21 protein-coding genes are annotated in these 24,570 nt (G+C 31.7%); 15 read left to right on the plus strand and 6 right to left on the minus strand.

The window, feature by feature from the left end:
• Positions 1–587 precede the first annotated feature (587 nt).
• The 4 genes from ASG21_RS07150 to ASG21_RS07175 all read left to right on the plus strand — a co-directional run.
• The coding region (locus ASG21_RS07150; protein ID WP_128414320.1) for a histone H1 at positions 588–753 on the plus strand (166 nt) is incomplete at its 3' end.
• A gap of 605 nt (positions 754–1,358) precedes the next feature.
• Complete coding sequence (locus tag ASG21_RS07155) at positions 1,359–2,462, plus strand: linear amide C-N hydrolase (RefSeq protein ID WP_056077567.1); 1,104 nt, start codon at positions 1,359–1,361, stop codon at positions 2,460–2,462.
• 32 nt (positions 2,463–2,494) lie between these two features.
• Positions 2,495–3,148, plus strand: a complete 654-nt coding sequence (locus ASG21_RS07160; RefSeq protein ID WP_157844517.1) for a type II CAAX endopeptidase family protein — start codon at positions 2,495–2,497, stop codon at positions 3,146–3,148.
• Between the two features lie 2,379 nt (positions 3,149–5,527).
• On the plus strand, positions 5,528–5,693 hold a 166-nt coding region (locus tag ASG21_RS07175), incomplete at its 3' end, for a histone H1 (protein ID WP_128414320.1).
• Positions 5,694–5,894: 201 nt separating this feature from the next.
• Here the strand turns inward: ASG21_RS07175 and ASG21_RS07180 are convergent.
• On the minus strand, positions 5,895–6,290 hold the full coding sequence (locus ASG21_RS07180) for a S41 family peptidase (RefSeq protein ID WP_056077579.1): 396 nt from the start codon (positions 6,288–6,290) through the stop codon (positions 5,895–5,897).
• Complete coding sequence (locus tag ASG21_RS07185; RefSeq protein ID WP_056077582.1) at positions 6,281–6,514, minus strand: hypothetical protein; 234 nt, start codon at positions 6,512–6,514, stop codon at positions 6,281–6,283. Before ASG21_RS07185 ends, ASG21_RS07180 begins: the two co-directional genes overlap by 10 nt.
• A gap of 356 nt (positions 6,515–6,870) precedes the next feature.
• On the opposite strand from ASG21_RS07185, the gene ASG21_RS07190 reads away from it, so the two are divergent.
• Complete coding sequence (locus ASG21_RS07190) at positions 6,871–7,962, plus strand: hypothetical protein (protein WP_056077585.1); 1,092 nt, start codon at positions 6,871–6,873, stop codon at positions 7,960–7,962.
• A gap of 224 nt (positions 7,963–8,186) precedes the next feature.
• On the opposite strand, the gene ASG21_RS07195 is transcribed toward ASG21_RS07190, so the two are convergent.
• The 3 genes from ASG21_RS07195 to ASG21_RS07200 form a co-directional block, all read right to left on the minus strand.
• Positions 8,187–9,074, minus strand: coding sequence for a S41 family peptidase (locus ASG21_RS07195; protein WP_056077588.1), 888 nt, complete (start codon positions 9,072–9,074; stop codon positions 8,187–8,189).
• A gap of 33 nt (positions 9,075–9,107) precedes the next feature.
• Positions 9,108–9,281: a hypothetical protein gene (locus ASG21_RS20200; protein WP_157844518.1), complete on the minus strand. Its 174-nt coding sequence runs from the start codon at positions 9,279–9,281 to the stop codon at positions 9,108–9,110.
• A 72-nt stretch (positions 9,282–9,353) separates the two neighbouring features.
• Positions 9,354–9,542, minus strand: a complete 189-nt coding sequence (locus ASG21_RS07200; protein ID WP_056077593.1) for a hypothetical protein — start codon at positions 9,540–9,542, stop codon at positions 9,354–9,356.
• Positions 9,543–10,328: 786 nt separating this feature from the next.
• Between ASG21_RS07200 and ASG21_RS07205 the strand changes: the two genes are divergently transcribed.
• The 10 genes from ASG21_RS07205 to ASG21_RS07250 all read left to right on the plus strand — a co-directional run bounded on the left by ASG21_RS07205 (position 10,329) and on the right by ASG21_RS07250 (position 23,067).
• Positions 10,329–10,952, plus strand: coding sequence for a hypothetical protein (locus tag ASG21_RS07205; RefSeq protein ID WP_128414237.1), 624 nt, complete (start codon positions 10,329–10,331; stop codon positions 10,950–10,952).
• A gap of 10 nt (positions 10,953–10,962) precedes the next feature.
• Positions 10,963–11,469: a hypothetical protein gene (locus ASG21_RS07210; RefSeq protein WP_056077598.1), complete on the plus strand. Its 507-nt coding sequence runs from the start codon at positions 10,963–10,965 to the stop codon at positions 11,467–11,469.
• Between the two features lie 6 nt (positions 11,470–11,475).
• Positions 11,476–12,843, plus strand: a complete 1,368-nt coding sequence (locus ASG21_RS07215; RefSeq protein ID WP_056077601.1) for a hypothetical protein — start codon at positions 11,476–11,478, stop codon at positions 12,841–12,843.
• Between the two features lie 30 nt (positions 12,844–12,873).
• Complete coding sequence (locus ASG21_RS07220) at positions 12,874–13,944, plus strand: hypothetical protein (RefSeq protein WP_056077604.1); 1,071 nt, start codon at positions 12,874–12,876, stop codon at positions 13,942–13,944.
• Positions 13,945–14,346: 402 nt separating this feature from the next.
• Positions 14,347–15,243, plus strand: coding sequence for a DUF4007 family protein (locus ASG21_RS07225; RefSeq protein ID WP_056077608.1), 897 nt, complete (start codon positions 14,347–14,349; stop codon positions 15,241–15,243).
• Entirely contained in the window at positions 15,233–18,448 is a 3,216-nt protein-coding gene (locus tag ASG21_RS07230) for a hypothetical protein (protein ID WP_056077612.1), read from the plus strand. Before ASG21_RS07225 ends, ASG21_RS07230 begins: the two co-directional genes overlap by 11 nt.
• Positions 18,448–19,554 (plus strand): phosphoadenosine phosphosulfate reductase family protein, encoded by a 1,107-nt coding sequence (locus tag ASG21_RS07235; RefSeq protein ID WP_056077615.1) that lies wholly within the window; start codon positions 18,448–18,450, stop codon positions 19,552–19,554. The genes ASG21_RS07230 and ASG21_RS07235 overlap by 1 nt, the downstream gene beginning before the upstream one ends.
• Positions 19,555–19,557: 3 nt before the next feature.
• Positions 19,558–21,093 carry a hypothetical protein gene (locus tag ASG21_RS07240; protein WP_056077618.1) on the plus strand — a complete coding sequence of 512 codons (1,536 nt, stop codon included), beginning with the start codon at positions 19,558–19,560 and terminating at the stop codon, positions 21,091–21,093.
• A gap of 7 nt (positions 21,094–21,100) precedes the next feature.
• Positions 21,101–22,225, plus strand: coding sequence for a hypothetical protein (locus tag ASG21_RS07245; protein ID WP_056077620.1), 1,125 nt, complete (start codon positions 21,101–21,103; stop codon positions 22,223–22,225).
• A 2-nt stretch (positions 22,226–22,227) separates the two neighbouring features.
• Positions 22,228–23,067, plus strand: a complete 840-nt coding sequence (locus ASG21_RS07250) for a hypothetical protein (RefSeq protein WP_056077623.1) — start codon at positions 22,228–22,230, stop codon at positions 23,065–23,067.
• A 37-nt stretch (positions 23,068–23,104) separates the two neighbouring features.
• Here the strand turns inward: ASG21_RS07250 and ASG21_RS07255 are convergent, their stop codons facing one another.
• Positions 23,105–24,550 carry a restriction endonuclease gene (locus ASG21_RS07255; protein WP_056077626.1) on the minus strand — a complete coding sequence of 482 codons (1,446 nt, stop codon included), beginning with the start codon at positions 24,548–24,550 and terminating at the stop codon, positions 23,105–23,107.
• Positions 24,551–24,570: the final 20 nt, after the last annotated feature.

A 24,570-nucleotide genomic window follows, 5' to 3' on the forward strand; every position in this document is an offset into this window, starting at 1 on the left:
TCTGACCAATGACCTCATTCCATTAAACANACAATACATCAGAATCCCCCTCACCATCAAAGGCGTAACCCTCGATCAAAACCAAAAAAACACTCTGAAAGAAGGCAGACCCCTTTACCTAGAAAACATGATTTCCAGAAGAGGTACCTTATTCAATGCCACCGTCCAGTTCAATGCAGACCGGCAATATGTGGAGTTTCTGTTCAGCAAAAACATAAGAACCCTCCAAAGCAGAACTGTAAAAGGCCAGAATCTCAATCATCATGAGTCAGGAATCCCCATCAAATTCCGTGACAAAAAACTCTTCTCATGGCAAATCGAAAAACTCAAAAAAGGAGAGCCTGCCTACATCAATGGCCTAACAGACAAAAATGGGAAGAATTACCAAGGCTACATCACATTTGACAAGAATACTGGAAAGTTTCAATTTTGGTTTAAAAATCCGGTAAAAGAACAAGCAAGGATAAATAAACCAGTCAACAAATTCAAAGGCCGCAAAATGTAAACTTTCTAAACAAGGGTAAACCCCATGTCTAACTAAAAAAGATAATATATTTGCCGTCCAATTAAATTTATACATTCCAGTTATGAAAGAACTTATCGAAAAAATCAATGCTGAATTTGAAGCATTTTCAACTGAAGCGAATCAGCAATCTGAAAAAGGAAACAAAGCCGCAGGAACGAGAGCAAGAAAATCAGCTTTAGAACTAAGCAAACTTTTTAAGGATTTCCGAAAAGTTTCTGTTGAGGAATNGTAATATTCTCTTACAAAAAATACCCATCATACTATGATGGGTATTTCTTAATATTGCTAGATATAAAAAATGTATCGAAAAATTGGATCAAAAAGTTTCTTCAAACAAAGAATTATAAAGAGCACCCAGTCTCTATATCTTAGTACGATCTTAAAAATATATGCCGAATCATTCCTAACATCAACTGGTTCAGTCTAAAGTAAAAGTCATCAATAAAACCTATTAAAATGAACTAATAATTGTTCTATATTGAACGCCTTCCTTGTCTCTGGAGCTCGTTTACATACCGTCACTAATAAGATAGCAGACTTAATCTCCTTCAGAAAAGGGAATTTTAGTCAGATTACCCATTAATCTGTTTGATGATTATTTAGAACATTTTTATTTCATAACACATTGCTTTATAGTTGCCGGCATAAAGGAAAAATTGGTTGCGATCTGATCATATTTTGGTTACAAATAACCATTGACTTCATTTGGTCAATAATTGTAAATTTGTTTAGTATAAAATATTCAGATCACAAAACATAGGTTTCTGTAAAAAGATTCAGGCTCTGCCAATTAATCTATTCCTGCTGCTCATTTAAAAAAGTATTATTCTTTATGAAAATTTTCTTTCTCCGTTACATCTTGATCTCCGCTCTCGTATACTCAGTCCAAAGTAAAGCGTGCTCGGCATTTTTGCTGACAGGAAACAATTATAATGTCGTTGGCTTTAACGAAAACTGGAAAACAATGCCAGGAATGATTGTCATTAATAAGCGGGATGTCCTGAAAAGAAATATCAGCTGGCAAAATCTGACAACTGATCAGACACAGGCCAATAAACAATGGACTTCAAAATTCGGTTCCGTTACGTTTAATCTTTTGGGATATGATTTTCCCTGCTACGGCGTCAATGAAAAAGGTCTTTTTTTGGTTGAATTATATCTCGAAGAGACCAGTAAAGTATATAATCCAAAACAGCCTGATATGTTCTGGGCACAATGGATCCAGTATCAGTTGGACAACTACAAAACGGTAAAAGAAGTGGTTGATCATCTTAATGATGGTCCAAACATTAACTGGTGGCCCAATGCAGCAGGAAGTCATTTTTTCCTGACCGATGCCAAAGGAAATTCTGCGACAATTGCCTTATTAAACGGTCGATATAAAATCCTTACAGATAAAGAAATGCCAATGCCATTGCTATGCAATAATCAGTACCATAAGGATCTGACCGCTGCTAAAAAATTTGATTTTCTTGGCGGAAAAGACAGATTTGATTTTGAAAAGAAAATAAAATGGGAAGACCGCTACAGCCGTGCTTACTACATGCTAAAAAATTATACGTACAACGAAAAGCCTGTCGACTATGCTTGGAATATTTTAAATTCAATACATCCCGGTGAATGGCAGACGGTCATTGATACCAGAAAAATGAATCTGTATTTTAGATCTGATCTGAAGAAAGAGGTAAAGACCATAGAGATCAGAAAGTTGAATTTCTCCAGAAATGCGGCTATAAAATACTTAGATATCCATACCGATGAGACCGGAATTGTGAACAGGGACTTTCAAAATCTTACAACTCTAAAAAATAATCAATATGTAGAGAGGGGATTTCCGATAGGCTATGATAATAAGGAATTTGGAGAATCGGACATTTTTGAAAAACTGAAAAAAAACATTGCCAAGTTCTTTGAAAATATCCTGCCGGCATCTTAAGTCTTGTAAAATATACTTTTAAAATGATGACGATGAAAAGGCTGCTACAAACTAAATGGATATCTCTGGTATTACTTACCATATCTTTTTTACTGATCTATAATCCGCTGACCAAATTTCCGTATACCTTTTGTGTCATCATTATTTTTATTCTGATCAGTACCTACCTGCAAAATGGAGATCTGAAATCACTCAATTTTAACAATCTCAAATCAGATGACATAAAAAATATTTTACTTTCATATTTGGTCTTGGAATTAAGTGTGGATTTTATGATCCAGCCGCTGGTTAATTGGCTTTGTAATGAACCGGCTGATTATTCTGCTTTTAAGCATATCAAAGGTGACACAGCACAGTATCTCAAATGGCTGTACAGAATGTGGATCAGTGCTGCGATAGGTGAGGAACTGCTGTTCAGGGCATTTGCTTTCGCTCAACTGAAAAATATCTTCGGTGATAAGAAAATTCTTATAGTCATCCTTTCCGCATTAATGTTCTGCCTGCCTCATCTGTATCAAGGTACAGCCGGACTGATCATGACATTCGTATTCGGGATTGCTTTTGGATTTATATATCTAAAATTCAAAAATATCTGGATCAATATCATTGTCCACGGACTGATTGATACCGTTTTTCTTACATTGAGCTACTTGGGATACATAGAGTTCTACCAGTTTATCTGGTAACCATGTGCTTCTAATTACTTCGTGCAATTTTCGCTTTAAGTTATCTACTCAAGAAGTTATTTCAGCTGTTTCAAAATAATGTTCTCGTCAGTGTAAGAATGCCTTATTCGATATTTAAGATAACTTCTTTAAAACATATTTAAAATTTACAAATTGTATTGTCTGTATGGTTTATAACAGAATAAAAAAAATAGAATGTTAAAATCTAAAAAAAAATAGGATCTAAGCAATACTAATCTTTTTATAACTTATTGTGCGTTTAGCATAAATTAATTTTTAATTTGATTTAAACTTTTTTTAAAATATAAAAAAATTAAGATATTGTATCATTGAAAAAGAATTAATTTTAGAGCTAATTCTGGTTGCCAATCCCTCAAAACTCTGCTAAATTGCTTTGAAATAAAAATTTTCCGCTCATTTTTGATATACCTGTTTTGATCCGTTTTCTGATTTTAGATATTACTTTCGAAAACGACACAAGTTCATGTTGATTTTTCTCATTGGAACAGAAAGTTTAATGTTTAGGTAATTTAACAGATTAACCCATAATTTCTCGCTGATCGACCAATAAATATGGCATTAGACACAGTTTCTCTCGAAACCCAAACTGTACATGTGCAAAAATAAACGATAAATTAAAACTCTATATTAATTCCACGCTTTCAGTGGCATTATCCTGCCTTTATCTATACCTTATCTCAATACCAAAGTATATTCAGGATGATTCCATCTTATATAGTGAGTTACCAAGTGATCTGCAGACATGCTGAGCCAACTAAAGCCATTCAGTCCAACAAGAAACTCAGTACTAGCATTACTGTTTAGTTTTGCATATCAGTAATTCAGTCAACATGCGGAGTATGGAAGAAAATAATCATCCAAAATATAAACAACTTGACAAGCAACAACAGGATACGCAGGCTGATCCGCAATCCAATCCAGATCTAAAAGCATCCGATACCTTACTGGTTCTTCACAACCGAAGTAAGCTGGTTGGAATCGTACAGGACATCAATCCTGACGGTACTGTACAGCAGACATCACCAAACCAAAATAGCTCAGATCAAATCCTAAAAATAGAACAAAACGAGAATGCCTTTACTCAGTTCTACATCAACTTTTATCACCAGATGAAAAATCCGCAGGAATACTCCTTCTTCAAAGTCACCGAATATGAAGCCCAACAGACTGCATCAGATTTACAACAGTACATCATCGACTCCGGAGACGAAAATCAACAGGTACTGAAAGAATATGAAGTCTCCATAGATTCAGTAGAAGCCCATTACAGTAATTACCTAAACAATCAAAGAAATCAAAACAGTCAAAGCAGTCAAAACAGTCAAAGCAGTCAAAGCAATCAAAACGACCACCACAGTTTTCCAGGTGAAAATAAACCTGCGTTTCATTTNTTATGATCCTGACCAGATCAACTGGGATATCATTTCCAAAACAGGATTGAGCAGGGAAAAGCTTGAGAAAATCAATGCACTGGAACCATTACTCAAAGGCTACAAAACTCCCATGCTGCTTCCCATCAAAATTAGTAATGATACAACAGTCCTGACAACAGATGCAAGAATAGCTTTAAGAGTCGGAAATGCAGGACATCTGGAAATCCGATTCTTTCCCGTCAAACCGGAACCAGACTACACCCAGCCTTTTCTGGGTCATACCTTCACCAGAGAAGACCAGATCAATTTGCAGGAGACAGGTAATATGGGCAGGGTAGTGGATCTTATCCATCCCATCACCCAGGAAGTCCAACCTTCCCTTATCAGCAGAGACCGTCTGACCAATGACCTCATTCCATTAAACANCCAATACATCAGAATCCCCCTCACCATCAAAGGCGTAACCCTCGACCAAAGCCAAAAAAATACCCTAAAAGAAGGCAAACCCCTTTACCTAGAAAACATGATTTCCAGAAGAGACACTTTATTCAATGCCACCGTCCAGTTCAATACAGACCGGCAATATGTAGAATTTCTTTTCAGCAAAAATATAAGAACCCTCCAAAGCAAAACCGTAAAAGGCCAGAATCTCAATCATCAGGAATCAGGAATTCCAATCACATTTCGTGACAAAAGACTCTTCTCATGGCAAATCGAAAAACTCAAAAAAGGAGAACCTGCATACATCAATGGTCTAACAGACAAAAACGGGAAGAAATACCAGGGCTACATCACATTTGACAAGAATATTGGAAAGTTTCAATTTTCTTTCAGAAATCCGGCAAAAGAACAAGTGAGGAAAAATAAAACAGTCAACAAATCCAAAGGCCGTAAAATGTAAACTTTCTAATCCTGTGTGAAAAACCATATCTAACTAAAAAAAAATAATATATTTGGCATCCAATTATATTTATACAATACAGTTATGAAAGAACTTATCGAAAAAATCAATGCTGAATTTGAAGCATTTTCAACTGAAGCGAATCAGCAATCTGAAAAAGGAAATAAAGCCGCAGGGACAAGAGCCCGAAAATCAGCTTTAGAACTAAGCAAACTTTTTAAGGATTTCCGAAAAGTTTCTGTTGAGGAATNATAATACTCTCCTAAACAAAATATCCATCAAATTATGATGGATGTTTTTTTATATTTCTTAATTATTCCTGTATTCGTAATAAATGCTTTATCCCCTCCCTGCATCCCTCAAAACCTGCCAGGTGAATGCACTTTAAATTTTTTAAATTTATTTCTTCCGATCAATGAGTTCTAAAGCTTTCAGCAAAAGAAGATCCTGATTACATCACCATTTGGATAATAAATGCCCAGTCCTGAAAAATAAGTTCATTTCCGTCGGTCAATTTAATGCAGGTCTTATTTCCGTCAGCCCCTGCAGTCTCTCTTCCAACAAAGATGACTTTGGGAACCTTTTTAAATATCATTGCCCAAAGTTCAGCTGCGCTCTGTGTGTACTCGTTAATTAAAACAACAACCTGACCTTTGTAGGCAGTGGGATTGTTCCTGCCCGCAAACTTGTAGGATATATTAATGATATTATCTAGGATGCAGAATTTGCGTGGCTGGCTGAAATCTGCCTGAGTCAAAATCCCGAAATGTTCCGGTTTAGTCCGCAGATAATCAAAGATATTGATTAATGAGCCGTCATCATTGCAGCCACGGAGATCTAAAACCATTCCGTTGGTATTTTGATACTTTCCATCAATACAGGAATTTCTGTAGCTTTTAAAGAGGCAAACTCAAAATACACCTTGTCATCAAGAAGAAAGCTCGGATTCAGACGACCCTCTTTCTCATTAAAGTTCAGGTACGTGTGGATTTCGTTTTTATTCAGCATCTGATACTTGGGTTTACCGTCTTTGTCCCATTCGTTTTGAAAGATGCGCTCTGTGCTTTCCATCACTGTTTTGAAACACTTTCCATTCTTTTTTACACCCTCTACTGTTGCGTGTAATAAAAAAGTGACTTTTATTGATAAGAATATAAGATGAAACCATTAAAGTAACTGAAACATAAAATATTAAAATCAGTTTAATCTAATGTCATAACCAAAATTCTATACAATAAATCAATAATTACTAAAAAAAAAAATACACTTTAAAATGATATTTTATTTTGAAGAAGATTAGAAGCAATAGACTTTTCTCTAGTATAATCTCAAATTTTTTGTTTACATTAATAACTAGTATTTAATGAATTAAATTATATAAATTTGTTTAAACTAATATTTTTATCAATTTTAAATAATACTTAACCATGAAAAAAATTAAATCTATCCTGACATTGCTAGTTGTGTTTTCTTTATCACTAAATCTCGATGCTCAAAGTGACAGCGAACGTATTTCCCAATTAGAAACACAATTAAAAAATAGAGATAAAAAGGACTATGATTCCATCTCTAAAACAATACATCATGCAAGTGAAAATTATCCAATACTAATAAAAGATTTTGAAATTTTGGAAACAAAATCAGATTTTACAGATCTTTTTGCTAAACTGACTACAGCTGCCAATCCAAATAACGAAGAGCTTTTAGGTAAATCCTACACATCTTTTATAAAAGAAGAAGCAAAAAACATTCTTTTAAAAGATTTGAAAGATGAAGCAAAAAGTGGTTTTCTAAGTATTTTGACAAAAATTACTTCAATACCAATTGTCAACGCTGTTATAAATTCCAATCCAGTCGGTGCAATTGTTTCACAAGTGATTAATTCAGCTTCTAATTTTGTTAGTCAAAAAATAGATGGTTGTAATCTATGTGAAAAAACGCTGAAATATACAGAGTCAATCCAACAAAACAGGATAAATGAATTTTCTAAAAAAATACAACCATTTGTTGATTACTACGATAAGATATTAATTGCTGATAGGGCGATATCTCAAAACTTAGAGGTGTATAAAGTCATATTGAAAGAAAATAGAAATCAAGCGTCAGTAAAAAATATCCAGCTAGGGTCATTAATTGTAGATCCTACCAGACCTTGGACCAGCAGATCTGTGTTATTAAATAATCTATTAAATGTTAATGATGGTAATTATAGGCAAAGCATTGATAATGATAAAGTTCAAAAATTATACGCAGTTGCAAAAACTTATAAATTGTATGAAAGTAATTACCTTAGGTACAATCAGGAGTTTTCAAAAATGTTTTCAATTTATTTAGACGCATATTATAAAGCTCTGAATGAACTAAAATCATATGCCTTACTTAATAATTACACTACAAATAAAATAGAAGAATTACAGTTGCTGATAAAAACATTTATTAATAAATATGCAACTGCAAATGTCGGTAGTGAAATAAGTAACCCAAGTACAAATAAAACTAAAAGTATAAGGCTTTTTTAATTGTAAAAAATATAAAATTTAAGTAGATAATTTATATAGAAGTCATATGCATTTTATATGTATGTTGTTAATGAAAGACAATTCTTTTACAGCAAAATATCCATCATACTATGATGGATATTTTTTTATATTTCTTAATTATGACTGCATTCGTAAAATGTCCGCTATCCTTTTCTTACTTCCCGTAGAACTTTGCCAGGCAAATGAAATGTAGATTTTTAAATTTACTTCTTTTGATCAATGAGTTCAAAAGCTTTTAGTAGAAGCAGATCCTGATTATTTCTGATGCTTTCAACGGTGGGACGTACGACAATGTCTGGATGAATGCCGATTCGCTGGGTATAATCACCGTTTGGATAGTAAATACCCAGTCCTGAAAAAATAAGTTCATTTCCGTCGGTCAATTTAATGGAGGTCTTATTCCCGTCAGCCCCTGCAGTCTGACTTCCAACAAAGATGACTTTGGGAACCTTTTTAAATATCATTGCCCAAGGTTCAACTGCGCTTTGTGTGTACTCGTTGATTAAAACAACAACCTGACCTTTATAGGCATTGGGATTATTTCTGCCCGCAAATTTGTAGGATTTGTCAATAATATTATCTACGATGCAGAATTTGCCCGGCTGGCTGAAATCTGCCTGAGTCATAATCCCGAAATGTTCAGGTTTACTCATCAGATAATCGAAGATCTTGATTATTGAGCCATCATTATTGTAGCCGCGGAGATCGAAAACCATTCCTTTGGTATTTTGATACTTTTCCATCAATTCAGGAATCTCTGCTGCTTTAAGAGATGTAAACTCAAAATACGCCTTGTCATCAAGAGAAAAGCTCGGATTCAGACGGCTCTCTTTTTCGTTATAGGTCAGGTAGGTGTAGGTTTTGTTTTTATACAGCAGCTGATAATTGGGTATACCGTATTTGTCCCATTCGTTCTGAAAGATGCGCTCAGTCCTTTCCATGACCATTTTGAAAGATTTTCCATTCTTTTTCACACCTTCTAATGTCGCTGTCAGCTCATTGCTACTGAAAAGATAGCTGTAAGCCTCACGTAGTTTTACTGCCTCATTGAAGTATGCAAAATATTCGGAATTGATATTATGAGATTTCAAAACAGATTTTCCATTGATCTTTGTAATGACATCTCAAACGTCAAGGATGGCTTTCTTTATCTTAGCTTCATCTTTTATTCCGGTGATGATAACTTTACCGTCCGAGATCTGAAAAATAATAGGAGCAGATAATTTCCCGACTACATCATACTGTAAAGTCTTCTTTATTTCAATTTGGCTGTCATGAATTTCCGCGCCAAGCTGCATTACCGCAGATTAGTAGTCTGCTTCTGTTTTTAATTTTTTGAAAACAGGGATATACTTTTGCAGAACCAGATCTCACTTTTCATCCATAAGATATTTACAGGGATAAAAATATTCTAACGCATTCCAGATTCTGAAGAGTTCCAGCATTTTAATGTCTGCCGAAAATTGGTTGTACGTTTTTTCATTGGTACTACTGAAACGGATGCTGTTTTCAACAGGATTAGAGTAGAATGATCCTACATTTTTGGGTTGAGCTGTCATTTCCAGGAAACGTTTTCTGTTGGCAGGATTTAGTTTGTTTAATTTTTTAATCCACGAAACATCAAAATTACGAAGGGTAATGCTGTCACAGTCCGATTTTCTCGCAGCAATCTTGTCAGATAAACTTTGATCTGCCTGCTTCAGCCAATTGGTGATTATTTCATCGGAAGATGATTCCTTCTCATTATTGAGGGACTGTAGAAGAATATTGTCCCAATCTATTTTCCCTGAGAAGTTGCAGGATGATAATATTTAATCAGTCCTCATACTTTAGCTAAGTCATATAAGTCACGGTCAGCGAATCTGTTGCTTTGAGCGGATAGGGTAGATGTTATGAATAACGAAAGAAAAATCAGAAATTTCATGCGCTTAAAGTAATTTTTTACTGTAATGAGTACAATCTCTAAAGAAAGTAAATTTGATAAAACATTCTGAAGGGATACATACTCTTTACAATGACAGTCACAAACGCACTAAAGTTACAGGAATTTAGTTTTTACTGAATAAAAATTATTATCAATTTTAATATCATAACTAGTTTTTACGCCTGCTTGTCCACAGCAGTATATTGCACAAATGATGAGCACGGACGTTTTTAAAGATTTCATGGTTTTACTAAATTTTTTATAAAAATTTAAACTTTCAAGCATTGAAAAAATCACCCTTTTGTGCTATTTTACGAGGTGTAAATATATAGTACGTCATCCCTCAATTGTGAAACACCTTTTTTTTATATATTTGAAAACTGATGTCAAAATGCTGCTTATCACTATAAACTATCAAACCATGAATAACGTCGAAATCATTTCTTACATCAACGCAAAGAAAAAAAGTAAACTCTATATTGAAAATGAAATCCGTGGTGCTCAGCAGGTACTGTCAGATTTAAAAGAGCAGAAACCCGTCCGCTGGTATCACAATGCCTATTACATTGGCAAGAGGATTCTTTTTATTTTCCTGGCTGCAGTGGCTTTCCTGTTTTTAATCAGCACTTTTGCAGTTAAGGATGTTTACAGAAATTATTTTGATAAGCATTACGACGGTATCGTTACAAAGTATCTGAACGAAAATTTCGGAACAGTATCCGAAATTACGGTCTCACAAACTTCGGCGGTAGATCAAGAAATTCAGAGGGTCATATCCGTAAAAGAAATTCGTAAAGACTTGCGCGATAAACTGGTGGCACAGGTCTTTGACTACGCTCTTCTTACTTTGCAGATTATTTTAGGTGTTTTCACTTTGGTCTTTTGGTATATCGCACGTTTAACGCGCCAGCTCCATCTCAAAAACAGGCAGATTTTAGATCATTATGAGGTCAATATTAATCTGATGAATTTATATGCAGACGTGGTGCAGGAACAGAACTATGAAATTGAGTTTTTAGAGAAAGCGACACAAAGAATAAATTAAAATAAATACTATGAACGAAGAGTTTGACGATATAGAAAGGCTTATCATAAAAGAATTTGAAGAGTTTTTATCCGATGTAGAAATACATGGTTTTTCAGGAGATACAACATGGACTTTCCAGCTAAAAAAACGTTTAGCGCAACTCGGTGACAGATTGGGCTATAAAGTTTCTGTCGGCGGATTGGGAGAAGATTTTGCGGGAGAATGGATGTACGACGTTGTTTGGTTCGTTGAGGACGAAGATGGCTGTCTGATTAAAGTCCCGTTGATTGTCGAAAGTGAATGGGATAAAAAATATTCAGGGATCAAATATGATTTTGAGAAACTGTTAATTGGTAATGCAGAAAGAAGATTGATCATATGTCAGGCAAAAGGCAGCGAGATCGAAAACTTGTTTATAAAACTGGAGAACGCAATTGTCAAATTTCAGGAAAACAAAAATGATAGGTTTTTGATCGCTGTACTGAATTGTAACACTGATGATGAATTTCATTACAGAACGTTTACTAAAAACTAAAATTCAATGAGTAAATTTTTAAACGTATTCCGCTATTACACAAATAAGGTAAGGGAATTTCAGCTGGAAAATGACTTATCAAAGGCTTTAGCGATAACGCTTATGGAGAATTCGATGTTTTTATATGGATCATTAAAAGAGATTTTAGACAAAAATGATTTTGAAAAACTTTTAAATCAGGATTTAGCGAGTACCAGTTTAGACATTAGCATTCAGAGAGATACCAGAGAACTTAAGAATTATGATAAGATTTATGCTGTAAGTGTTTCAGAAGAAATTCTGAATACAGTTGATTTTTATAAGCTAAATCTTGGAGTGATTAATAAAGAAATTACAGACATTGTTATTCAGATCAATGCTTTGGAAGAGACAAATAACCAAAGGATAGCTATTATATTTGAGGTTAAAAGAAACAGGCAGGGCGTACTGCAGCAATTATTCGATCAGGCATTGTCAATGGTGAGCAATGATAGTATAGATTTTAATTTCCAGAATTTTAGAGATGAAGAATTCTCCAAAATGATAATAGCTAAAGATTGGAATTGGAAAAAAATTATGTCAACAGCATGGAGCGTTTACAACTTCCAGAAATTTACTGATTCAGACACAAAGATACTGAGTGATTTCATTGAATTCGTACGCAGTCACAATCCGCTTTGGATGCCGCAATTCTGTTTAAATATAACCTCTGCTGACTCCCATTCGAAAATTATGGAGAGAATTGAAGATTGCATTACTGCATCTTTCCCTCCAGAAGAAATACTGCCATACAAAGGAAGATTGGGTATAAAAATGAATATGATAAATTGGTGTAACGAATTGATTATTTATAATAATTTAAAAAACAGTATTCCATCAATACAATTTGCTGTTTATCCTGGAAATACAAAATCTCAGGGAAATTCTATTTTTAAGACAACAGATATACCAAAATTAAAACAGCACCTGATTATTCGCAGTACAAAATATAATGTTGCACATCGATTTCATATAAAATTCTCCGCTTTTAGTTCCTACTTTTCAAGTATTGACTTTATACAACGTGATCTGTTTGAAGGTATCGATATATATACTAAAGTTAATTTCAATAAATTTTCCGGGAGAAAAACTCGAAATGATAATAACTGGAAAGAGATTGAAGACTTTTTTGATCTGAATTTCAGACCTGATTTTGACTGGAGAAGTAAATGTAATTGGCAGGAAAAAATGATAAACTCGAGACGCACCAGATTTGATGTTTCTTTTGGTTATTCCTGTATTATCACAATTCCTTATTCAATTTTACAAACAATAGACGTCGATACAAATAATTTATTAAATCTTGGAGGATTAGTAGAAGATGTGCGTCAGGAATTTTATCACATTTTTAATTAATCGAAACTGAAGAAAAAAACAATTCAGGTTATGAGTAAAAGTTCAATCGAAAAAAGAATCGCACGTTTAACATGGAATGACAATGGATGGGTAAAACCATCAGGTCGAAAAGGCAAAAGTACCAATAAAGATTCTCACGAAGGCAGACATGGCTATGGACATGAAGAGTGGCTGCTAGATACAGGCAAAATCATTGACGGCTACCACTACGGTTTTCTGGAGCCCATCAGAAAGCATCAGAATGCTTTTATCGGAAAGGTATATGATGTGTGGCTTTATTCTCTCAATGGTACAGATAAAAAACGTTATTTTATAGGTGAAATTAATAATGTAGAAGTTCTTGATGAGATTCAAGCCGACAGAATAAGGCAGATTTATATCGCAAATGGATGGTTTGATGAAATGGAGAGGCAAATTGTAGATTGTAATGCTAACAATGACGGTTTTTCTGATTGGAAAGGTGTAGATCTTTTTAATGTTAGATTTAAAGTTTCAGATATAAACATTTTAGGAGATTATGAAGAACTGCCCGCAGATAATAAGTTGTACAGATTTTCACGCTACACGTTTGCTCACTTTGTTGAGGAAAACACAAATGATATATTAATCAGTAGGAAATTTAAATTTATATCCCGAAATCCCGAAGAACAGAAATCATTAGGCTTGACAGTTGAGAAAACAACATATGAACGGGAGCCCAAGGCAATTGAAGTAGAATATTTGCACAAAGCAATCTCGAAAAGACTTTTAAACGAGCTTTCAGCAAAATTTGGATTTGAAAATGTTTCAGATGAGCTGCTGGCAGGCTATGGTAGTCATAAAATTGATATGGTTGCCAAAGATGCAGACAAGTATATATTTTATGAAATCAAAACATACAACTCATCCAGAACATCCATACGAGAATCCTTAGGTCAGCTTTTAGAGTATTCATGCTGGATAGATAACCCGGTTGCACATAAATTAGTAATTGTAAGTCAGAAACTTGCAGATTTCGAGGATGCTAAAAAATATATCTATTTTTTGAGAAAGAAATTTAGCCTTCCACTCTACTTTCAGGTGTATGATTCAGAGTCAGATAGTTTTTCAGAGGAACTGTGATTGTCGTTTTTACATAGAAATGATTTTTTGATTATTGATGACTTTAAGAAAAATGAATCAAATAGTAGGTCATTATACTGTCATATTATAAGTCAAATTCCTTTTTATTTTGAAATATTCTGGCAGTTTATTATTAAATATCATTGCTTAATCATAAAAATTTAAATTGAAGGAGATCACCTGTGCAAAGTCACTTAACTTTTTAATACGCTTTTTTAGCTACGTCATCACGCAATTGTGAAAGACTTTTTTAAATTTATTTGAAAACTAACATCGGTTAACATCAGAAATTATTAAGTTTTATTTGTATAATATTAATTGATCTATAAAAAATATCTATTCTTCTTACCCGTTTTCAGGGAACTTTTTTTGTTACTTTGCACTAAAAAATATTGAAATTCTATGATACAAAGTCCCTCATTATCTTCTGCTAAACTTACTTTCTCTGGTCATGATACTTTTCATTGCAGACAACTGTGGTTAAAGAAAGGGTATGATTTTGTAAAAAATGGGAATAAATTCACTGATAATGAAGCGGTTGTTTTATTAGGTGTGGGTAAAAATATGGTTTCCGCAATCTACTTTTGGATGAAGGCATTTGGATTGATAGATAAAGATGGAAATGCTACAGATTTAGCTGAATATATTTTTTCATCAGAAGGTAAAGATCCTTATTTAGAAGATGAAGCTACATTATGGTTACTTCATTATCATCTAGTAACTCATGGACTTGCATCTATATATGATTTGATTTTTAACGATTTGCGAAAGGAAAAAATAGAATTTACAAAAGATAATTTCTTGGCATTTGCAGAAAGAAAAGCAAATGAAATTGGTTTTACCCAATTTAATAAGAAGACAGCCGGGACAGATTTCGATGTATTAACAAAAATGTATATCAGGACTACAGAACAAGCTAAAGATAAGGAAGATACTTTTTCGGGATTATTGACAGATTTAAATCTTATACAAGAAGAAAAGAAAAATAGTAGTTTATATTCCATCCCTAATGAGAACCGTAAAAATCTGCCAGAAGAAATCATATTATATACAATTTTGGATAAACAGGATTTTCAAAACTCAATAAGTTTAAATACCTTGTTTCAAGATAGGAATCAGGCGGGTTCTGTTTTTGCTATTACCAAAAATTTATTGATGGAAAGACTGGAATCTATTTCAAATAACTCAAATAATCAGAAATATGGTATAACGTTAAGTGACCACGCAGGTATTAAAGTGTTACAAATTACATCTAAGCCCAACAAGTTTGATGTTTTAAATCATTATTATGGCAAATAAATTCACTACATCTACAAATATTATTCGTGATACGGATAGAGAATTAAAGTATATACCTACTCCTAATGCCATTCGTATAAGTAATCAGATCAGTAATGATTTTAAACAAGGTATAAGATCATTTAATATTATTGGATCTTACGGAACGGGTAAAAGTTCATTCTTATGGGCTGTAGAACAAACACTGAAATCAAATAAATCATATTTCGGATTAAATTTACTTTCAAACCCAAAAATAGATTTTATTAAAATAGTAGGTGAGTATAAATCATTGAAGGAATCATTTGCTGATTTATTTGAAATAAATGATGATAAAAACATCACAGAAAATATATTCTCTGAAATATATAATCGTTACTATGATTTGAACAAAAATAATCCACTTCTTTTTATTGTAATAGACGAATTTGGAAAATTTTTGGAGTACGCTTCCCAAAATGAGCCCGAGAAAGAGCTATATTTTATTCAGCAATTGGCTGAATTTGTAAATAATTCGGATAATAATATTGTTTTATTGACAACTGTACATCAAAATTTTGATGCTTATGCTATCCATTTGGAATTCTCACAAAGACAAGAATGGACAAAAGTTAAGGGTAGATTTAAGGAAATTACTTTTAATGAACCAGTTGAACAATTATTATTCCTCGCAGCTGAACATATAGAAGAGAAACAATCGACCAACAAGAAAGAAAAAATAATTAATGAATTAGTAGAATTATTAACGGCATCACAGGTTTTTAATTCAAATGAGGACTATATCAATGAAATAGCTAAAAAACTATATCCATTAGATGCAATATCTTCTTATGTATTAACTTTATCATTACAAAAGTATGGTCAGAATGAACGCTCATTATTTTCTTTCTTAGAATCAACAGATCACACAGGTTTATATCAACATAGTATATTAAGAGATGATTTTTATTCAATAGCTGAAGTATATGATTTTCTGATATATAATTATTTTTCTGATCTTAACTCAAGATACAATCAAGATTTCAGTGCGTGGAAAGCAATAAAAACTTCTTTAGAAAAAGTGGAAGTTTTGTTTGATAAACATCTTCCAGAATATGAAAAATTGGTTAAAACAATCGGTCTGTTATCAATTAATGCACAAGCTGGCTCATACATAAATCGTGATTTTCTGACGCAATATGCTGAAAAAAGTTTAGGAATAAAGAACGCCGACAAGTTAATTGAAGATTTAGAAACAAGAAAAATAATTTTTTACCGAAAATACAATAATAGATATATTCTTTTTGAAGGAACCGACTTAGACATTCCGACAGCGCTATATGAGGCAGGGAACAAGATTGATGATATTACGGATGTAGTAACCTTACTTAATAAAAACTATTCACTATCACCTGTTCTCGCAAAAAGAGCGATGTTTGAGACTGGAACACCTCGTTTATTTGAATATAAAATTTCGTCTCATCCTATTTCTATAAAGCCAGAAGGAGAAGTAGATGGATTCATTAATTTAATTTTTAATGAAAAAAATATTCTTGAAGATATAAAAAAAATCTCAGAAGAAAATGTGGAGGCTGTTCTATATTGTTACTATTTAAACTCCAAAGAGATTAAAGATTTGCTTTTTGAAATTGAAAAGACAAGAAAGGTAATTGAAGAAAATTCAGATGATAAAGTTGCGGTTACAGAGCTTAAAAATATTATTGTACATCAGCAGAATTTATTAAATCATAAAATACTCAACAGCTTTTTTGGTAATAAAGCATCTGTTATATGGATTTTCAATGGTTTCGAAAAAGTATTAAAGTCACAGAAGGAATTTAACTCTTTCTTGTCTGAGATTTGTAAAACAGTCTATCACAAAACACCATATTTTAATAATGAACTTGTAAACAAGCACAAAATATCGACATCTATACATACCGCAAAAAGAAGATATTTTAATGCTTTGGCTAATGATTGGGATATGCCTCAGCTTGGTTTTGATACAGATAAGTTTCCGCCCGAGAAAACAATATATCTATCATTATTGGAAAATAATGGCATCAAATTATGTGACGATAATTCGTCCAATTTGATTGAGCCACATAATGAAAATGGATTTTATAATTTATGGGAGGCTTCTGTTGAATTTTTAAACAGTGCTAAACTTTCAAAAAGAAGTGTGTCAGAATTTGTTGAGATACTGAATAACAAGCCATTTAAACTTAAACAAGGTTTCATTGATTTTTGGATTCCTACTTTTTTATTTATTAAAAGGGATGAATATGCTTTATTTAATGAGAGTATTTATACTCCCACAATTAATGAAGACATTTTAGAACTTATTTCTAAAATACCGAAAGATTTTGAAATTAAATCTTTTGTGTTAGAAGGTGTTAAACTAGATATTTTTAATAGTTATCGTAAATTTTTAAATATTGATTTAAATAAAAATGGTAATGCAAAGACCTTCATTGAAACAATAAAACCATTTTTGGTATTCTACAGAGGATTACCAGATTATTCAAAGGAAACGAAACGTTTATCAAAGGAAAGTATTGCCATTCGCGAAGCAATAGCAAACTCTAAAGATCCTGAACAATCTTTCTTTGAAGATTTTCCTACTGCATTATGCTATTCTGTTGCAAAAATACAAAGAGACAGAACGGAATTACAACATTTTATTGTTCAATTACAAGACTCTATAAAAGAAGTTCGTAATTGTTTCGATGAATTGGTAAATCGTTTTGAATCTTTTCTACTAGATAAGTATTTTGATAAACCAATAGCATTTGAGGAATATAAAATTAAATTTCAAAAAAGATATACGAGCTTACATCGTCATTTGTTGTTGAATTCTCAAAAATCATTTGTACAGCGAATAGATTCTCAAATTGAAGATAAAAAAGCTTGGCTGAGTTCATTAGCTCAATCTTTAACAGGAAAATCACTGGAAAAATTCAAAGATGAAGATGAACTTTTGCTTTATGACAAGTTTACTGATATGATTTTGGATTTAGATAGCCTTAATAGGATTTCAAAGATTAAATTTGATGAGAAAAAAGAAATAGCTTTAGATGTTCAGATTAATTCTTTTGAAGGAGGAATGACAAACAAGATAATTCGACTACCGAAAGGCAAAAGTAAAGAGGTCGAAAATCTCGAAGGAAAGATAAAAGATTTATTATCAAAAGATAAAAGTATTGATTTAGCTGCGATAACAACGGTTTTAAAAGATTTATTATAATGAGTAAAGTTAGGCACGTGTTAGGAATATCAGGAGGTAAAGATAGTGCTGCTTTAGCTATATATATGAAGCAAAATTATCCTGAGTTAGATATTGAATATTACACATCAGATACAGGAAAAGAACTTCAGGATACTTACAATTTGATTGAAAGTCTTGAAAATTATCTTGGTAAGGAGATTAAAAAGCTACCCGTTCTTTCAGATGATTCATTAAATCCATTCGATCACTTTATAAAAATGTATAACGGGTATCTACCCGGCTCTACATCCAGATGGTGTACAAAAAAACTGAAATTAGAACCTTTTGAAAAGTTTGTAGGTGATGATTTGGTAATATCTTATGTTGGTATTCGTGGGGATGAGGACAGAGAGGGATACATATCTAAAAAATCGAATATTCAGTCTATATTTCCATTCAGAAAAAATATTTTTAGTGAAGATGTTAGTGGTAAATTTCTTTCAAACAATAATATTCATAATGTTTTAAGGTATTACAAAACATTAGATTTAGGAGAAAAGAGAGAGCGAATTTTTGAGGTTATAAATGAACAAGTTTCTATTAACTTCAGTCAAACGCAAAAATTGAATAGCCTATTAGATTTAGGGATTAAAGAATACAATAATGCTGTATTCCAGTTTTTACAAACAACAGATTATCCAATATCAAAAGAAAGCGAGTTTCCTTTGATTAATAATGAAGATATATTGGTTAGGGATGATATTTTTAAAACTTTAGAAGAATCTGGTGTTGGTGTTCCGGAATATTATAGAGCTATCGAATTTGAGATAAATGGTAAAAAGTCTACTTATGCCCGAAGCCGTTCCGGTTGTTTTTTCTGTTTTTATCAACAGAAAATAGAATGGATTTGGTTGTATGAGCAACATACTGACTTGTTTCTCAAAGCAATGGAATACGAAAAGGATGGATATACTTGGATACAGGATGAATCTTTGGCTGAATTAGTTCAACCGGAACGAATAGAAAAGATAAAAGAAGAATACATTAAACGTAAAGAAAGAAAAAAATCAAAAATTCAATCGCCTTATCTTTTAGACATCCTTGATGATGTTGAAGGAGAAGGTTGTGCGAGTTGTTTTATATAAAGCATGAACAGTTTATACAATTACATCAATTCTTTTAAGGATAGACAAATCAGGGATGATAAGACAATAGAGATTGTTGATGGAGAGTTTACAGTTTTTATTTTTTGTGATAGGAAAATTGAGAATGATTCTCTATTTACAGGTGAGTCTACGCTTAAGAGTATTGCAATTAGGAAATATAAAAGTGATTTTGATGGACTTGTGAATGAATTGTATTATTTTCTAAACTTAAGTTATCGTCAAATAAATAAAATACCCAAATATTCTTTAAGTCGTGGTGCGAATAATCAGGATAAAGTATTCTTTGAAATAATCTTCCCAATAGATGAAGATTTAAATCACAACAATATTACATCTGTTACAACAGCGTATAGAAATGTAAAAATACAACAAATACACAACTCTTTCAAATTAGAAGATTCCCAATTTATAGAAAGTAATGATATTGGAATAGTTCAGTCTAATACAAAAACTAGAAGATTAGGTTATTTGAAATTAATAGTTGAATTATTTGAAAGTTCAAATTATTTTCCAATTACTTATTTAGGGAAACGAATTGAAACCGATAGTATGTTGTACAATGATGCCCTTTACGAGTACGGGAGTCGTATGGGAGACGATAAGGGGCTAATTAAAAAGACAGATAGCGGTTCTTCAGCTAAACCTTATATTGAATTATTGGAACAGCTTAATTTATTAACACAAGTTAATAGTTCTTACATATTAACAAAACAAAGCAAAATATATTTTCAGTTAAACAAATTTTTAAAACAGGAAATAGATGTAGTTGATGCAAATTTATTTCAACTTAATCTTTTAGATAAATTGTTCTTTTTTCGCCAAATTCTAATTTCTGACCCTTTGTACATTTGGGTAATTATTGATATTATTTTTATTGTTAGAAAACCAATTGGTACAATGTCGATAAAAAAACTTTTTGTAGATTATATAAAGAATGAGCTTGATTTAAGTCAAGCTCATTCAAACAATAATGCTACGAAGAGGAAAATTATAGATTTAAAAACACGGATATCATCTTGGCAAAAACCTCTAACTTATTTAGAACATATTGTTGAACCAAGAATAAACTGGTTAGTAGATTTAGGTATTTTAGAATTAAAAACAGAATCAAAGGAAAAACTTTATTACTTCTCTAAATCTGGTTTAAATCTTATTAATGTTTTATTTGAAATATTAGAAAAAAATCTGAATAAACATCTGATTATAGAATCTGTTATTAATAATCACTATTTCTATATTTTTAATTATATCTTTGATTTGAATAAAGATAAAGGCAGTTTGGATATCAACAAAATTGAAAATTATCTTTTAGAGGCCTTTCAAGTATTTAAAACTGAAGCCCCTAATAGAATTGCTGCTTCACAAGCCATTGATTATGTTTGTTTCAAGTCATTTTTTGATGATAATCTAATAGTGGAATTTGAAGAAATAAAAAAACACTTACACAGACCTAACAATAAATTCTCAATGGATTGGTTCAAAACAGAGAATGATGGTGCTTTGTATTTAAAAAAATAAATCAGTTATGGAATTATCAGACTTAAAACTTAAAGAAAATCCTTTTAGAACAGGACCATCAATTAACCCTAAAGATTTGATTTGGGCAGGATTCCCAGAGTTAAAAAAGAAAATAGAAGAGCGTTTAATTTTTTCTATGAAAACTTCTCCATCCAGAATAGTTCTGAACTGGGGTAGATATGGTAGTGGAAAAACACATGCTGCAAATTTTTATACAAAGACAGATAGAATAAAAGTTTTAAATGACGAAAAGTCAGCCAAGCCATCTAAAAATATTAAAATAAACTTACCTCGTACATCTAAAGATCCTGTACAATCTTTTTTTAGAAGTTTTCTAGGGCAGATTAGCTTGTCGGATATCAAATCTAATTTTGATTTAGTAAAAAATGCCTTGTTAGAAGAAGAGTCTATAGATGCTATTATTGAAGTAAATTCTAATGATACCATTATATCAGACTTATTTAAATTGATAATATCAGATGACAATATTGATCAATTTCAAGCCATTGAAGCATATTTATTTGGAGATGCAACAAAAGGGACATTAGTCAAGTTAGGATTGCCGTTTGGTCTAAAAGATGATGAACAAATTGTAAATTTCATAAGCACATATGTAAATTGTATAACTTTTGAAAAAAGAGTCTTTTCATCTTTCACTCTTTGGTTGGATGAATTTGAAGATATAGATACCTTAAATAAGCAAAGCCAAGATAGAATTACTACTTTCCTAAGACAATTATTTGATAAGACACCAAATAACTTTCTGTTATTTTTGAATTTTACTCCTAAAACATTCTTTAATATTGAGGATTTATCCATTATTTTGGGTGAAGCACTTTCAACCAGAGCAAAAATAAGGATACCTTTTGAAGTCCCTTCTATTGAAGAAGCGATTCAATATGTAGAAGAGTTAATCTCTCCTCAGTTAGACAAGCCTGAAGATAAGTATGGGCCGTTTGAAAATGAAGAAACGTTGAAATATGTACTCGACAATATTGGGAATTTATCAATTCGTAAAATTAATGAAGTGTTTTCTTTAATCATTGAATTAGCAATTTTAATGGAAAAAGATAAGATAGACATTGAATTTATTAGGTCTGTAAAAGATGAAATCCCTTCATTTGAGAGTTAATTATGGTTGCTTATTTGGATACTTGTACTATTCTTAATTTGCTTCAAATTAATTATGATGATGAATATATCAAACACCTTGTAAAGTCATTTGAAGAAATTAAGCTAACTCCAATAGTTTTTCAAGAATTAGGGAGTAATAAATTTGTTAATGTTATTGATGATTCTAATAAAGAAGTATTGAATAATGTGATTTTCAATCAAATACAAAAATATGTTGATTATTCAAATAGTGATGATACATTAGCATTTACAAAGAAACATAATTCTGAATGTTTTAAAGATAATGGAGAGTCTCATTCTGTAAGTTATTCAGTAAAGGTGAGTCGTTTTGGAAAAAATGATTTCGGAGATAATCTTCTTAAAACACATTTTATCTCTGATGATGCTCCAGCTCAAAAAGATTTTAATCATTTTTATCAAATTAATGTCGTAGGGCAAATTTTAAATTCAATTGATTTAATGACAATTTTTTGGTTGAAACAGTATATAACAAAAAATGATTTAATAAAATACTGTCACTCTTTAAAACAGCTTTATAATAAAGATATAGGGCTATTGCTAATCAAACTTAAAGATTATAGTCGCGATTTTGTGGATGATCTAAATAGTAAACAAAAGATTGTATTTACGAAATTGATAGAAATATTGAGTAATATTCAAGATGACACCAATAATAAAATATCAGAAATAATAAGTGATCCTGATTTCAAAGATGTTTTAAAAAAGAATAAAGATTGGAAAGAATTGCTTACAAATATTCAGCAAAGTAATTTTAGAGAAAAAATTCCTTATATTAATAAAAGAATGCGAGATTTGGAAAAGGTTTGGGAAGTAATGTAATTTTTTGCTTTTAATCTTAATAAGAGACTGAAAAAAATTACAGCTCATTTACAAATTTAATAGTGTTCTTAATTTTCAAGACCTTATCAAACTTTGGTATAAGGTCTTGATGTTGGTTAAGTCTAAATTCAATATCATCACGATTCCACCAATCCGCCCAAAATTGCTTTTGACTTAATTTTTCCAAAGTTTCTGTTAATGGATTGGTTATTTGAGTACTAACTGCTAGGAAAAATCCACTAGCGTCATGTTGCTCTATAGTGTCTCTAATATCTTGAACTTTACTTTTTCCAATAGAATTATTACTTGCTTTACATTGACCAACAATCTTTCGAATTTGAGAAGGAGATACTCCTTGATGAAATAATTGATTTTTATCAGCAATTTCCCAATCTATAATTAGATCTCTTCCTTTATCTCCTTGATTAGTTGGTGCCGCTATTCTTACTCTTTTTACTTTCACATCTCTTTCTAAAAGGCTTTTTATCAATAATTCAAATTGTGTTGGGCAGGGATTCTCTAACCATTCGAAAATTGGAATTGGAAACAAGATTGAGGCTTCAAGATTATGACGCTCTCTAATCAACTCTTTTTCTTTTTTAAATGCATCTAAACCTGAAGATATACTTTTCGCAATGATAAATTCTTCTTCAATATTTATTATGAGATTTTCAATAACGATAAAATTGTTTGCTCTATGACGTAGGTTACTATTGATAGATGTCAGAACACTTTCAATTTCTTTTAATGCTTCATAATTGAAAAAGTTATAAGTTCTTGAATCAATTAATATATTCCCATTTATGCCATTTATCTTATGAGGTTTATAATCGAATACTTTTGTTATTGTCTCTAAGTAATATGCTAGCGACTTGGATTTTATTATAGTAATATCATTGTCAATATCATAAACAAAAGAATATGATGGTCTTATTCTACTTCCACTATTATAGCGATTAATTGTTTTTGCATAATCATTAAGGTTAGCATCGACATCATAATCTCTTTCATTTACAAGATTCTCTTCTTTCATACACTCTTCACACGGACAACCAATCAACCCCCAAAAAGAATATCTCCATTCAAATAAAATATGAAGAAGGTTTTCAATATACTTTAGAACATTATTTGAAGAATTCGCGTATTGTTCAGGATAAATGTATCTACCCCAAATTTCATCATCAATGACAGGATGAGGTATATCAAATATAGAACAGGATATTTTAGCTTTCACTTTTAGAAAACTCGAAAACATTAAGCTAATAACTATATGTATATCGCTTCTGTCTCCATGATATACTATATCACTAGTTCTTACTAAAAAATAAAAACTTAATTTATCGTCTTCAATGTTTAAAAATAAAGTCAATCCATCAATTTCTCCTGTAAAAATTCTGAAAAAATTGACATCAGAATTGTCAACAATGAATGAAAAAGACTCACATATTTTTTTTACATGTTCTTGTATTTTAGTATTATCCATTCAATTTAGTTATAAGTCGT

It is taken from the genome of Chryseobacterium sp. Leaf394, from assembly GCF_001424105.1.
Classification (GTDB): Bacteria; Bacteroidota; Bacteroidia; order Flavobacteriales; family Weeksellaceae; genus Chryseobacterium.